At 29.4% G+C, this 15026-nt stretch carries 14 protein-coding genes and 1 pseudogene; all 15 read right to left on the reverse strand.

Annotation, left to right across the window (positions count from 1 at the left end):
- Positions 1 to 195: 195 nt before the first annotated feature.
- A complete protein-coding gene (gene ppdK, locus HUJ77_RS11670) occupies positions 196 to 2826 on the reverse strand; it encodes a pyruvate, phosphate dikinase (protein ID WP_291708828.1) in 2631 nt (876 codons plus the stop codon).
- 74 nt (positions 2827 to 2900) lie between these two features.
- The gene (locus HUJ77_RS11675) at positions 2901 to 3539 is read right to left on the reverse strand and encodes a helix-turn-helix transcriptional regulator (protein ID WP_291708830.1); all 639 of its coding nucleotides are present in this window, start codon (positions 3537 to 3539) and stop codon (positions 2901 to 2903) included.
- Positions 3540 to 3719: 180 nt separating this feature from the next.
- Complete coding sequence (locus HUJ77_RS11680; protein ID WP_291708852.1) at positions 3720 to 4346, reverse strand: DUF4342 domain-containing protein; 627 nt, start codon at positions 4344 to 4346, stop codon at positions 3720 to 3722.
- Between the two features lie 2 nt (positions 4347 to 4348).
- Complete coding sequence (gene recO / locus HUJ77_RS11685; RefSeq protein ID WP_291708832.1) at positions 4349 to 5098, reverse strand: DNA repair protein RecO; 750 nt, start codon at positions 5096 to 5098, stop codon at positions 4349 to 4351.
- A 4-nt stretch (positions 5099 to 5102) separates the two neighbouring features.
- Positions 5103 to 5996, reverse strand: a complete 894-nt coding sequence (gene era / locus HUJ77_RS11690) for a GTPase Era (protein WP_291708834.1) — start codon at positions 5994 to 5996, stop codon at positions 5103 to 5105.
- A 117-nt stretch (positions 5997 to 6113) separates the two neighbouring features.
- On the reverse strand, positions 6114 to 6815 hold the full coding sequence (locus HUJ77_RS11695) for a diacylglycerol kinase (RefSeq protein ID WP_291708836.1): 702 nt from the start codon (positions 6813 to 6815) through the stop codon (positions 6114 to 6116).
- 21 nt (positions 6816 to 6836) lie between these two features.
- Positions 6837 to 7337 carry an rRNA maturation RNase YbeY gene (gene ybeY, locus HUJ77_RS11700; RefSeq protein ID WP_291708838.1) on the reverse strand — a complete coding sequence of 167 codons (501 nt, stop codon included), beginning with the start codon at positions 7335 to 7337 and terminating at the stop codon, positions 6837 to 6839.
- 184 nt (positions 7338 to 7521) lie between these two features.
- Positions 7522 to 9588: an HDIG domain-containing metalloprotein gene (locus HUJ77_RS11705; RefSeq protein WP_291708840.1), complete on the reverse strand. Its 2067-nt coding sequence runs from the start codon at positions 9586 to 9588 to the stop codon at positions 7522 to 7524.
- A 26-nt stretch (positions 9589 to 9614) separates the two neighbouring features.
- Positions 9615 to 10754 carry a sporulation protein YqfD gene (gene yqfD / locus HUJ77_RS11710; RefSeq protein ID WP_291708842.1) on the reverse strand — a complete coding sequence of 380 codons (1140 nt, stop codon included), beginning with the start codon at positions 10752 to 10754 and terminating at the stop codon, positions 9615 to 9617.
- Between the two features lies 1 nt (position 10755).
- Complete coding sequence (yqfC, locus tag HUJ77_RS11715; RefSeq protein WP_291708843.1) at positions 10756 to 11034, reverse strand: sporulation protein YqfC; 279 nt, start codon at positions 11032 to 11034, stop codon at positions 10756 to 10758.
- Between the two features lie 437 nt (positions 11035 to 11471).
- The gene (gene rpsU / locus HUJ77_RS11720) at positions 11472 to 11648 is read right to left on the reverse strand and encodes a 30S ribosomal protein S21 (protein WP_003441547.1); all 177 of its coding nucleotides are present in this window, start codon (positions 11646 to 11648) and stop codon (positions 11472 to 11474) included.
- 118 nt (positions 11649 to 11766) lie between these two features.
- Positions 11767 to 12108 (reverse strand): histidine triad nucleotide-binding protein, encoded by a 342-nt coding sequence (locus tag HUJ77_RS11725; RefSeq protein ID WP_291708845.1) that lies wholly within the window; start codon positions 12106 to 12108, stop codon positions 11767 to 11769.
- Positions 12109 to 12259: 151 nt separating this feature from the next.
- Entirely contained in the window at positions 12260 to 13564 is a 1305-nt protein-coding gene (mtaB, locus tag HUJ77_RS11730; protein ID WP_291708847.1) for a tRNA (N(6)-L-threonylcarbamoyladenosine(37)-C(2))-methylthiotransferase MtaB, read from the reverse strand.
- On the reverse strand, positions 13564 to 14319 hold the full coding sequence (locus HUJ77_RS11735; RefSeq protein ID WP_291708850.1) for an RsmE family RNA methyltransferase: 756 nt from the start codon (positions 14317 to 14319) through the stop codon (positions 13564 to 13566). Before HUJ77_RS11735 ends, mtaB begins: the two co-directional genes overlap by 1 nt.
- An 18-nt stretch (positions 14320 to 14337) precedes the next feature.
- Positions 14338 to 15021, reverse strand: a pseudogene (gene prmA / locus HUJ77_RS11740) (50S ribosomal protein L11 methyltransferase); the annotation flags it as partial.
- Positions 15022 to 15026 lie beyond the last annotated feature (5 nt).

Below are 15026 nucleotides of genomic sequence, written 5' to 3' on the forward strand. Positions count from 1 at the left end.
ACTATAAAAATATTAGAAAATGTAATAAGAATTCTTTTATTTCTTTAATGGAAAAAGGTCTTCATAAAAGTAAGAATCAACTAGATTTTAGCTATGAATTAATAAATACCTTTAGACGTTACTATAATGTTAAAATTTAATTATTAAATAAAATTAAGGCTACCCAAATGGGTAGCCTATTTATTTATAAAGCTATTATCTTTTATTTCTTACTTGTGCTTGTGCAGCTGCTAATCTAGCAATTGGCACTCTAAATGGTGAACATGAAACATAGTCTAAACCTATGTTGTGGCAGAATTCTACTGATGATGGATCTCCACCATGTTCTCCACATATTCCAAGCTTAAGATCACTCTTAACAGATCTTCCTTTTTCAACTGCAATTTTTACTAATGCACCTACTCCAGTTTGATCTAACTTAGCAAATGGATCTTGTTCGTAGATTTTCTTTTCATAGTAGCTTCCTAAGAACTTAGCAGCGTCATCTCTTGAGAATCCAAATGTCATTTGAGTTAAGTCATTTGTACCAAAGGAGAAGAAGTCAGCTTCCTTAGCAATTTCATCTGCTGTTAATGCAGCTCTTGGAATTTCTATCATAGTACCTATCTTATACTCTAATTTAACTCCCTTTTCTTCCATTACAGCTTCTGCAGTTTTAACCACTACATCTTTAACATATTTTAATTCTTTTATTTCACCAACAAGTGGGATCATTATTTCAGGAACTATATCATAGCCCTTATTAGTTTTAACTTCTATTGCAGCTTCAATTACTGCTCTAGTTTGCATTTCAGCTATTTCTGGATAAGAAACTGCTAATCTACATCCTCTATGACCCATCATTGGATTGAATTCATGTAATTCATTTACAGTTGCCTTTAACTCTTCAAAAGTTAATCCCATTTCAGTAGCTAAAGATTGAATATCTTCATCGTTATGAGGTAAGAACTCATGTAGTGGTGGATCTAAGAATCTTATAGTTGCTGGCATTCCTTCTAAAGCTTCATAGATACCAATAAAGTCTTCTCTTTGCATTGGAAGTAATTTTTCAAGAGCTTTTCTTCTTTGCTCTTCATTCTTAGCAACTATCATTTCTCTAACTGCCATAATTCTATCTTCAGCGAAGAACATATGCTCAGTTCTACATAATCCAATACCTTCTGCTCCAAATTCAACTGCTTGAACTGTATCTCTTGGAGAGTCAGCATTAGTTCTAACCTTTAATTTTCTTATTTCATCTGCCCATGCCATAAATGTTGCAAAGTGTCCTGATATTTCTGGTGTTACTGTAGCAACAGCTTCTCCATATACATTACCAGTTGATCCATCTATAGATATATAATCATTATCAGTATAAACTTTTCCGTTAACTTCTAATGTTTTATTATTTTCATTAACTTTTAATGTTCCACATCCAGCAACACAGCAAGTTCCCATACCTCTAGCAACAACCGCAGCATGAGATGTCATACCACCTCTTACAGTTAATATACCTTCAGCAGCTATCATACCTTCAATGTCTTCTGGTGAAGTTTCAAGTCTTACTAAAACAACGCTTTCTCCCTTTTCATGTCTTTCCTTAGCTTCTTCTGCAGTAAATGCAATTTTACCACATGCAGCTCCTGGAGATGCTGGAAGTCCCTTAGCGATTGGTTCAGCTTTCTTTAAATCTTCAGTATGGAAAGCTGGATGAAGTAATGAATCTAATTGATTTGGTTCAACTTTTAAAATTGCTTGTTCTTTAGTTAACATTCCTTCTTCAACTAAATCAACAGCTATTTTTAAAGCAGCTTGAGCTGTTCTCTTACCATTTCTTGTTTGTAAGAAATATAGCTTACCTTCTTCAATTGTAATTTCCATATCTTGCATATCTCTGTAGTGGTGTTCTAATGTATGAACTATGTCTGTAAATTGTTTGTATATAGCTGGACTTTGCTCTTCTAATTTTGATATTGGAAGTGGTGTTCTTATACCAGCAACAACATCTTCTCCTTGAGCATTCATTAAGTATTCACCATATATTACATTTTCTCCAGTTGCAGGGTCTCTTGAGAATACAACACCTGTTCCTGAAGTTTCTCCCTTATTACCAAATACCATCTCTTGAACGTTTACTGCTGTACCCCATTCTCCTGGAATATCATTTAATCTTCTATAAACTATAGCTCTTGGATTATTCCATGATCTAAATACAGCTGTTATAGATTCAATTAATTGAGTTTTAGGGTCTTGTGGGAATTCTTCCCCTTTTTCTTTTTTATAAAGTTCTTTATATCTTTCAACTAAAACCTTTAAATCATCAGCAGTTAAATCAGTGTCAAATTCAACACCTTTTTCTTCTTTTAATTCATCTATTAGATTTTCAAATAATCTCTTTTCGATATTCATAACAACATCAGAGAACATTTGAATGAATCTTCTATATGAATCGTAAGCAAATCTTGGGTTATTTGTTAAGTCTGCCATAGCAACAACTGATTGATCATTTAAACCAAGATTTAAAACTGTATCCATCATACCTGGCATTGATACTCTAGCCCCTGATCTTACTGATACTAATAATGGCTTAGTTAAGCTTCCAAATTCTTTACCTGTTAGCTTCTCTAAATCTGATATTTTTTGATGAATTTCTTCAATAATTTCTGGTGCAATTACTTTTCCATCCTCGTAATATTTATTACAAGCTTCTGTTGTAACTGTGAATCCTTGTGGTACAGGGATTCCTAGTAGAATCATTTCTGATAAATTTGCTCCTTTACCTCCTAGAAGGTTTTTCATTGACCCATTTCCTTCATTAAAAAGGTAAACGTACTTCTTTTTCTCCATCTCAATACTCCTCCGTTCAATCGAATTGATATATATACTAACAGTATGTTTATACTGTAGCTACCCATTTAAATTTAATTACCCTCTCCTAATTTAACAAAAAGCTTTGTTATATTAGTTTTTGAAATTTTACCAATAATCTTTAGTTTTACTTTTTCTTTTGATGAAGTTTCTATTTTTTCAACTATTGGAATGCTGTCTATTTCATGTTCAATAATTTTTTTTGCCAAATCATAAGCACTATCATCTGCATACCCACAAATTATGTTTGGCATTCTTGTCATTATCACTCCAACTGGAACTTTATTTATATCTGTTCCTCCAATAGCATTTTTTAAAAAGTCTTTTCTAGAAACAGCGCCAACTAAGGCACCATCACTTTCTACGAATAATGTGCCTACATCATTTAAGAATAAGAATACGATTGCATCATACACTGTAGTTCCTTCATTTACCGTAACTGGTTTCGACATTATCTCTCCAGCTAAGACTTTCGACAAATTTTCTAAAACTCTAGTATTCTGAGCTTCTCCTAAATATACATAACCAACCTTAGGCTTAGCATCTAGTATTCCTATCATAGTTAAAATAGCTAAATCTGCTCTTAACGCTGCTCTAGTTACACCAAGTTTTTCAGCTAATGCTTCACTAGTTACAGGCTGTCCTTTTTTAACTATCCTTACTATTTCTTCTTGCCTTTCTGATAATTTCAAATTTATCCCTCTTTCTAGGTTTATAGGAAATATTCAGATTATTTTGATTAGTGTGATATTTACATACTAATTATATCACGTTATAAAAGTTTGACTATACTTAATTTTCTGAATAATCATCCATATTAGCTGAATATTTCCATTTCTTTAATTTTATTCTTGTTTTAATACTGTTTATCTCTATTTTACTCTATTTTCCTCATCTTCGTCAAATTTAACAGTATATGTGAAAGAATTATCATTTGTATTCTTTTCATCCTTTGATTCATCAGCATTTACGTTATACTCACTTGAAGAAAATTTATCTTTTTTAACTTCATCAACTTTATTTTTTACTTTTTCTGCTACACCACTAGCTGCATCCTTTATATCTTCTACTGCTTTGCTTATATACTTATTAACTACTTCAACAGTACCATCTGCTTTAGTAATTTCAATTGTTATTTGTGTTACTACTCCTGCAATTACTACAAAAGCTAAAATTGCTGGGAATATAATAGCAATTACACCTGCAGCTATACCAGCATTAACAGGTACATCTACTATTTCTTTTTCATCTTTACTTATTTTAATTCTAGTTACATTTCCTTTATTGATTAAATCTTTAAGCCAAGTTTTAAATTCATCCATACTTTCAGCTTTAAATTTACTATTTACTTCTGCATCTTCTTCTTTTATATTTTCAATGTATATAATTGCTTCTAGTATATCTCCATTAGCTACTTCAAGTGCATGTTTAGCTTCGGCATAAGAAACTCCTGTTCTTTCTCTTACTTGATCTACTTTTTCTAAAGTTATTTCCATAATAATCACTCCTTTATATAATTTAACATTTCTAAACTTTTTGGTTTTTTAGAATAATTTGAAGATATTATGAAAGTAGTTATCTTTCTTATATCTTTTTTAACTTCATCATTTATATTTAGTTTGTATATCTTATCCATAGGTGTCTTAAGTAAAAACTTTATTGAATTATATGCTGGTTTAGAAATATAAAGACCATGTTCTCTAGAGCATTCCTCACATACACCACCATAATTAGAAAGGGATATATAATTAGACACAGATATTTTTTTGCCACATTTTACGCATGAATCTAAATTTAAACCATATCCTGTTTCTTTTAATAGCTTTAGTTCAAAGGATCTTATTAACATTTCATAATCAAGTACATCTGTATTAAGTAAATACATACAAGTTAAAAAACTCTTAAATAAATGGTTGTTTACTTCTCCTTCTTCAACACATATATCTATTAGTTCACAAATATAAGATGAATACGTCAGCTTATCTAAATTATCTAATAACCCTTGGAAAGAACTTGTTATTTTACCTTCTTGTAAATTATATAAATTTTTGCCCTTAAATAGCACATATTCTCCATAGCATAAAGGTAGTGTAATAGAAAATAATTTATTTTTATTTTTCCTAGCACCTTTTGCTATAGCTGTTATCTTTCCAAATTTATCTGTATATAGCCATACTAATTTATCATTTTCTTTAAATTCCATAGTTTTTATAACTACAGCATTCACCTTATGTAGTGACAGAAAAATCATCCCCTTATTTCTTTACCTTTTTATATCCTAGCTCCTTTAATAGGTTCTGATTATCTCTCCACTCTTTTCTAACCTTTACCCATATTTTTAAATTAACTTTCTCATGTAGGAATCTTTCAATTTCATATCTAGCTGTTTCGCCTATTTTCTTTAAACATTGCCCATTTTTGCCTATTATTATTCCTTTATGAGAATCTTTTTCGCAAAGCATATCTACTTCAATATGCCAAGTACCACTAGGACTTTGTTTCATTTGAATTATATCTACTGCTATACCATGAGGTATTTCTTCTCTTAACGTTCTTAAAGCCTTTTCTCTTATAATTTCTGCTACTACGAATCTTTCTTGAACATCAGTTATCATATCATCTGGATAATACTTAGGCCCTTCTGGCATAGCTTCTACCATTAAACTAATTAATTTATCTACATTTTTTCCTTTTAAAGCTGATATAGGAATTATTTCTTTGAAGTCCATTTCTTGAGAATACATTTGAAGAGTTTGTGCAACCCTGTCTTGGGTAAATTCATCTATTTTATTTACCACTAAAAATACTGGTGCTTTTTGATTTTTTAAAGTTTCAATTATAAACTTATCCCCTCTTCCTATCTCTTCGTCAGGGTTTATTAAAAATAATACAAGGTCAACTTCCTTTATTGAATCCTTAGCTGAATTAACCATGTATTCACCTAACTTATGCTTTGGCTTATGTATTCCTGGAGTATCAACGAATACTATTTGATGATCTTCTCCAGTTAATATAGTTTGAATATTATTTCTAGTTGTTTGAGGCTTATTTGATACTATAGAAAGCTTTTCACCCATTATCTCATTTAATAAAGTCGATTTCCCAACATTCGGTCTACCAACAATCGTTACAAATCCTGATTTAAACATTTTTCCTCCTAGTTTAATCCACTGTAAGTACCACTTACTTAGGATATTTAAGATAATATATTGTAATTTATCTTGTCTAAATTATAGCATTGTTATAGGATTTTATCATCATTTTAATTAAATTTTAAAAATAGTAAATATAAATAATGTTAGTAACGTTCCAAATAAAGCTCCTACAACAACTTCAAAAATTGAATGAACATTTGAATCTACTCTACTTTGTGCCGTTATTACCGCCATCAAATAGCTAAGCATTATACATATAGGTTCTTCTGTAACTAATGATATAGCAGTTGCTATTGAAAAGGATAATGCACTATGTCCACTTGGCATACCTCCTCTTAATGGAGTACCTTCTCCAAAATAGGATTTCACTATTAGAGTTACTATAATTACCACTACCAACGCAATTAGCACCATATATGGCTCTGACTCTTTCATTTTATGAATAACATCATATGAAATTAATGAAATCTTATCCCAAAATATAATATAACCTACAACTAAAGCATTTATAGCTGTAATTAATACCGCTCCTGCTGCTGCATTTTTAGCTATTTTTGCTAATGGATGATAGTGATTTGTAGACATATCTATAGTTGCTTCAATTGCAGTATTTATTACTTCTGCCGCTAATACCATAGTTATTGTAATTGCTAATATAAGAAATTCAAACTTTGATATATCTATTACAAAACAAGCTATAAGTACACATAAAGCAGCAAATATATGAATCTTCATATTCCTTTGACTTCTAATAGTTTGAATAATTCCTGTTACTGCATAATTAAAGCTATCAACTAGCTTTTTTATCTTCATAAGCCCCTCCCATATATAGTATTATCTTCTAATATCTAATTTATTTAAGATTTCCTCTTCCCTTTTCCTCATTTTATTTTTATCTTCTTCTATCATATGGTCGTAACCTAGTAAGTGTAAAATTGAATGAACTACTAAATAGCTTACTTCTCTTTCATAGGAATGCCCATATTCTTTACTTTGCTCTAAAGCCTTTTCTAATGATAAAACCATATCTCCAAGAACTATTTCATTTCCATCCTTATAGGTTTCATCAAAATCAAAATCTAAATACATATCTTTATAAACCTTATTTTCTTCAAAGTCTAGCATAGGAAAAGATAATACGTCTGTTTCTCTATTAATCCCTCTAGTTTCATTATTTATTTCTCTTATTTCGTCATTGTCAACAAATAATAAGGATATTTGATATTCAACGTCTACCCCTTCTTCTTTTAAAGCAAAATCGCAGACATTTAAAATCTTATTTATAAACTCATCATTTACTTCTATTTTATCTTGTTTGTTTTCTGTATATAACATAATTTTCTCCTTTTATTGTAAATTCATAAATAATTTATCTATTAATAGATATAAAATTAATGATAAAGGTAATTAAAGAAGAAACTCCTTAAGGAGTTTCAAAATAAATATAACTTCAGTAATCTTATTTCAAATTACATCAATAGTATTAAATTTTTATATAAAGTTATTTAAAGAAACTTTATTAATTTGTTACCTTTTTCTCAGTTGGATATTCTATTCTATGATGATATATTCCATCTAAGGTCTTTAAAAAGCTTTGTCTAATTAATTCAATATCCTTTAATGTTAAATCACAATTAATTAATTGATTACTATTAATTTTATCATTAATTATATTATTTACCATATTTTCAATTTTATCTTTAGTTGGATCTGGTATTGATCTTACAGAAGCTTCTACACTATCTGCAAGCATTAATATTCCAGATTCCTTCGTATCAGGAATAGGACCTGTATATCTAAAATCTTCTTCTTTAACATCATCAGGATTTTCTGCTGAATTCTTAACTTTATAATAGAAATATTTAACTAAAGTTGTCCCATGATGTTGCACTATTATATCTTGAATAATCTTTGGAATTTTGTGTTCCTTAGCCATTTCTATACCATCCTTAGTATGAGATAGAATAATCAATGTGCTTAGGTTTGGTGTAATCCTATCGTGAGGATTTTCTTTACCTATTTGATTTTCTCCAAAAAAGTAAGGTCTTTTAGTTTTACCAATATCGTGATAATATGCCCCTACTCTTGCTATTACTGGATTTCCTCCAACAACCTCAGCTGCAGCTTCTGCTAAATTAGCCACCATCATACTATGATGATAGGTACCAGGAGCCTCCATTAATAATTTTTTCATAAGAGGTTGATTCGGATTTGATAGCTCTAGTAATTTTATATTAGTAACTACATCAAAAATTGATTCATAAAAAGGTAATAATCCAACTGATAATATTCCAGCTATCATTACAGAAACAATAGTAAATCCTGTTTGAATAAGATTCTCTTTTAAATTACTTGATGAAATCATCCCCACAGTTAATGTTAATATAGCTGTTATACCAGCTATATATGAGGTTGCATAAATAATATCATTTCTTTGTTGAACCTTTTTAACTGCAGTTGAACCTAAAATTATAGCTACTGCAAATATAATTATGATAGATGGGTTAAATCCCACAATTATTGAAACAAATACTAAATTTAATAAATTAACCACAAGTGCTATCTTATATTCTGTTAATATGGCCATAATCATTGCACCACTAGCTATAGGTATTAAGTATGGTGATATTATATTTAAACTTAAAGATAACATAAGAGTGATTACATTTATACTGCTTATTAAGATTATAAATTTATTACTTTTAAATATATCTGCTCTTTCTCTAGATATATAAATATATTCAAGGTACAAAATTACTGCAACTAAAATTGCTAGTGCAATAAATGATGATAAATAGCTTTTTGTTAATCCACTATTTAATAATCCAAGTTCATTTAATATTTCAATTTGTCTTTCAGTTACTGGTTCTCCTTCTTTGACTATAATTTGATTCTTTTTTATTATTTCCTTTTGTACATTTTTTTGTGCTTCCTTTATATTTTCCTCTATTTTTTCTGTATCTATAAAGAAATTCGGCTTAATTTGTGAATATAAAACACTTTTCAAAGTATCTTCTAAATTTCTGTCTAAATTAAAGCTAATAAGTTCTTCACTTGATAATTCTCTGGCTCTTTGTAGTAATTCATAGTCATTTTCTTCAATATTATTTTTATACGCCATTTCTAATGCTTGTAATGTTTTATCTCTAATATCAGAAACCTTAGTTTTCTCTATAGCTAATAATGCATTATATTCTTGATCTGTTAATCTAAAAGCATCAACTTTCTTTATTTCTGAAAGTTTTTCTTTATCATCTTTTGTTGAAGAAATTTCTATTGTTAGCTTATCAAATAGCTTATTTATATTATCAACAGCTTGGGTCTTGACTTCGCTCTTAACTGTATACTGCTTATCTTCCTTAGCTTTAGCTATAGCTTCTTCTATTTTTTCTTGTGTTGCTATCTCATCTACAGTATCTATTGGTGCCTTAATATCTACAGTGGCTATATCCCCAACAGATAAATTATGCTTCTTTGGTGAAATTGTAGTTAATAAAATTACATAAGTAACTAAAAATACTATTACATATATTAAAATTCTTTTGTATCCTTTATTATCATTCTTCTTATCTTTCTTCAAAAACAAATTTATCCTCCTTTAACTACATCTCTTTAATAATCAATAGGTTCGTTATCAACAATATTTTGTTCAACTATAAAAACTACATTAACCACTAAATTTTCAGGTGAATCTTCCTTGGTACTAACTATCCTATCAACAATTTTTGCTTCTCTTGTCAAACTATTGTAAAGTGATTCCTCTAGAACTTTAACAGAATTATTTATTATCTCCTCTTTTGATAATTCTATTGGAAATTCCTTTTTTTCATAATAATTTACTTTATTTATTATTTTCTTACTTTCCTCTATTTTATCATAATCTTTAAAGTCTTTTATAGCTTTTTTAAGATAAATTTTTTTCCCAAAAAGAGATAAATATATATCACTATCTTTTTCTCCAGTTCTCTTCATTTCACTTCCATCTATTTGTGCAACCATACTTTTTTCATAAAAAGTATTTGCCATTACCACTCCATCTGGTATAACCTCATAAGGTTCTTCTTCTTTTCCATTTATTCCTTCAATTATTACATCTCCAGTATGTACATATTCTCCTGCATGTACAGTTGATCTACCTGAAAATGCATAAACTCTACTAACTTCCCCATCCATCCTTGCAATTAAATTACCATATTTTCTTTCTTTAATTTTTGGTGGATTTACCTTTTCTTCAATAGCTATTTTTAGAGTTGATCCTTCTACCCTTGCCCTAATCCAAAGTATATCAGAATTAATACTTTCTAACTTCTTCTCTATCTCTTTAAAATCTATTGCTTTCTTGCTTATCCCTGGCTTAATTCCCAAAGAATAAAGCTGTTGTCTTATTTCATAGGGAGATACATTTTGCTTTGTAGTAATTTCTATACCCCATACAAAGGTTGAAAAATATAAAAGTAAAATAACAAATATTACTCCACCAAAACCTAAGAAAAACCTATTTTTTAGTTTTCCTATTAGAAATAACCTTCCTTTACTGCCTATTATTTTGCATTTGCCATTTAATTTCTTAACAATAACCACAACATATTTATAATCACTATAATCTATAGTTATTCTTATAGTAGCAGCATCAATTCTCTTTACGTTAATAATATTAATAGCTTCACTCCACAATATGTTCAAAAGTTTCTCTGGTCTTAATATGTTAATTTCAACTATAACTCTACCACTTTCAAATACTCCTGTTGCCATACTACACCTCGTAACTAATTGATTTAAACTTACCACTAATTGTTATAGTTGAATCCCCAATATATAGTATTTCAAAATCTGCTCCTTCAATATTAACAATTTCTACTTTTGTATTTATTTTAATTATGCTTCTTTCAAATAATATTATCCCTTTATGATTTTCTATAGTAATTTCACTATCTCCAATAATAGTTATCTTAGGAAGATTTAACATTACATCCTTAGGCAAGTCTAATTTTTCTGCTAATATTTCTCTAGTTTTCTCTATTCTTTCTTTCATACTCTTATCTCCTTATATTTTTTCTCATAGTACTCTATGATTAAAATATATAGAAAATTACTTTAACAAAGCAAAAAGCAAAAGGAATAAATTCCTTTTGCTTTTATTTATCAACTAATATTAATCTTATAAAATTGACTTTTCCCATAACTTTTCAGTTATAAATGTTATTAACACCAACGGTGTAGCTGTTTCTTTAATAATTTTATTTTTCTTTTATTTACTGCTGAGGAAGGTACTTAATAAGATTATATTAAAATCTTATTTATTCCCTCAATTCAAGTATAATCATTATTACACTTTTTTTGATAAACATATAAACTATAGTCCTCAACCTTAATGTATTTAAAATACACTTAGACTTATTGGATTAATATAGCCTCCAATAATAGCTTACTTAATTAATTAAGTTACATTGAAATTAAATCAAAATTATTCTACTTGAATTTTCTCTTTCTAGCAGCTTCTGATTTTTTCTTTCTTTTCACGCTTGGCTTTTCATAGTGTTCTCTCTTTCTAACTTCTGAAAGAACTCCTGCTCTAGCGCATTTTCTCTTGAATCTTCTTAATGCACTTTCAAGTGTTTCGTTTTCTCCAACTTTTATTTCTGACATCTATTATCCCTCCCTCCGCTAGCTCAAATTAATTAATTTAACTCAGCTACGGGCTTAATAACACACGCTATATTATACAATAGGTGGTCTCTAAAGTCAACTATTTGCTACAAAGATTTTAGCCTGGTGGCCATTTTAAATCTCTTTGACCTAGCACATGGAAATGTATATGGTCTACAGTTTGGCCTCCATCTTTACCACAGTTATTTACTACTCTATATCCCGTTTCACTAATATTTAGCTCTCTTACTAATTTATTAATTACTAAGAATATATGTGAAATAACCTCTGAATTTTTTTCAGTTAACTCATTAACACTTTGAATATGTTCCTTAGGTATTACTAAAAAATGAACAGGAGCCTCTGGACTTATATCATGAAAAGCCAAGACTTTCTCATCTTCATATATCTTTTTACTAGGGATTTCTCCATTTACTATTTTACAAAAAATACAACTCATAAAATCACCACCCTTCGTAGTAATGAATAATGCATAATTAATAATGCATAATTGTTGTTGAAACTCAGCAAGCTGAGTTTCTTTTTATTATAATTCAGCTTGCCTGAATTATTTCTTTAATAATGCATTGTGCATTATGCATTATGCATTATTAAAGTAGTTTTGCTATTCCATATTCATTTTCTGCTTTTTCTATTTCTATATCTACTATTTTACCAGTAACATCGGCACATGTGCAAGGGACATGTACCTTTATATAGTTTCTTGTATAGCCTTCATATACTCCATTTTGGCCTTTTACTTCTGTTTCTATTAAGGCATCCATTTCTTTTCCTATAAACTTCTCTATAAATTCTTTTTCATTTTTATTGCTTAATTCAATTAATAGCTTACTTCTCTTTTCTTTTATGCTACCATCTATTTGATCTGCCATATCAGCAGCTCTAGTTCCTTTTCTAGGACTATATTTAAATACATGAGTCTTAGTAAGCTTTATTTTTTCTAAGAATTTATAAGTTTCATTAAATTCTTCTTCTGTTTCTCCTGGAAAGCCTACTATTACATCTGTAGTAATAGACACATCTGGCATTGTTTCTCTTAATAGTTCAACACTTGCAGCATACTCTTCTGCTGTATATCTTCTATTCATTCTTTTAAGTGTTGCATCACACCCACTTTGTAATGATAAATGGAAGTGAGGACAAAGCTTTTTAAAGCCCTTCATTTTTTCTATTACTTCAGGAGTAAAGAATGCAGGTTCTATAGAACCTATTCTAATTCTTTCTATACCTTCTACCTTCTCTATTTCATCAATTATATCTATAAGATTTACATTACCTTCTAAATCTAGCCCATAAGATGCTGTATGTATTCCTGATAATATAATTTCTTTAAAGCCATGTTCTGCTAGCTTATTTACTTCTTCTATGACTTTCTTAGGATCCTTTGAGCATACTGATCCTCTTGAATAAGGTATTATGCAATATGTACAAAATCTATTACAGCCATCTTGAATCTTTAAAAAGGCTCTAGTCTTATCTTGATACTCTTCAATATTTAATTCTTCAAACTTCTTATTTTTAAGTACACCTTCAACATGGACTTGTGATTTACCTTCTTCTCTGGCCTTATTAACATAATAAACCACATCCCCCTTATTTCTTGTACCTAAAACTACATCAACTCCAGGTATTTCTGATACTTCTTTAGGTGCTATTTGTGAATAACATCCTACAACAGCAATTATAGAATTCTCATTTAATCTTCTTGCTCTACTAATTATTTGTCTAGACTTTTTATCACCCATGTTAGTAACAGTACATGTATTTATTACATATACATCTGCTTTTTCGTTAGCTTCTACAACTTCATAGCCTTCTCTTATAAACTTTTCAGCCATAGCTTCTGATTCATATACGTTAACTCTACACCCAAGAGTAGAAAATGCAACTTTCATTATTTATTTCCTCCTAAATCTCCTAGCTCATATTGAACTAATGAAGTAGCAACAAAACCAGCTGTTTCCGTTCTAAGTATTCTACTTCCTAAAGTTACTATATAAGCATCATTTTCTTTTAGTTCATTTATTTCACTTAATTCAAATCCACCTTCTGGACCTACTAATATTCCAACTGTTTTGATTTTAGATGTGTTAATGCTTTCATCATTAAATAATGTTTTTATCCCAAAATTTTCTGCATTTTCATAAGGAACTATAACTAAATCTAAATTTTTCATAGCCTCTAAAGCTTCTTCAAAGGTAATCGGTTCAGAAACCTTTGGTACAACAGTTCTCTTGCTTTGTTTTGCTGCCTCTAATGCTATTCTATTAAGCCTATCTAGCTTTTTGAACTCCCCCTTTAGCTTTATGTCTACTCTTTCAGTAATAGTTGGAATAAATTCAGTTATTCCAAGCTCTGTTCCCTTTTGAACTATTAAGTCCATTTTTTGAGCCTTTGGTAGTCCTTGGAATAAATATATTTTTACTGCACTTTCATTATTTATCTCAAGCTGTTCTTCTATATCAACAATTACCTCTTGCTTTGTAATAGTTCTTATTTTCGCTAAAAATTCATCTCCATCACAATTATTTAAGACTATTTTATCCCCTTCATTTAGCCTTAATACTTTATATAAATGTTTTACATCATCACCTAAAATTTTTGCTGTTCTTTCTATAAAATTTTCTTTAGGAGTAAAAAATTTATGCATACATCGATCTCCTTAAAACTATTTTAATTTGGCAACTATGCAGTTCCATTCCCCGTCTTTGTTTATTTCTACCACTTCAAATCCTGTTTCTTTAAGCTTATTAGTAACCATATCCACTCTATCATGAATAATTCCAGAAGTTATAAAATATCCATCTGTCTTTAATACTCTTTTAACATCTTCTGTTAATATGCAAATTACTTCAGCAATTATATTGGCAACTACTATATCTGCTTTCCCCTCTATAACATCCACTAAGTTTCCATATAATATTTCTATATTATCTAAATTGTTTAATCCTACATTTTCATTAGCTGATTCTACTGCAACTGGATCTAGATCTACTCCAACAGCTTTTTTAGCTCCTAATTTTGCAGCAGCAATTGCAAGTATTCCTGAGCCACATCCAACATCAAATACAGTACTATCTTCTTTTACATACTTATCTAAAGCTTGAATACACATTCTTGTTGTTTCATGAGTTCCTGTTCCAAAAGCCATTCCTGGGTCAAGTGCTAATATTAATTCATCCTCTTTTGCTTCGTAATCTTCCCAAATAGGCTTTACTACTATTCTTTCCCCAATTTTAGTAGGCTTATAATATTTTTTCCAGTTATTAGCCCAATCTTCTTCATGCATTTTCTCACTTTCAACTTTTGCTAATCCTGTATCTATACCTATTTCTTTTAATTCTTTCATTTTTTAGT

This window comes from Clostridium sp., from assembly GCF_021443865.1.
Taxonomy (GTDB): Bacteria; Bacillota; Clostridia; order Clostridiales; family Clostridiaceae; genus Clostridium.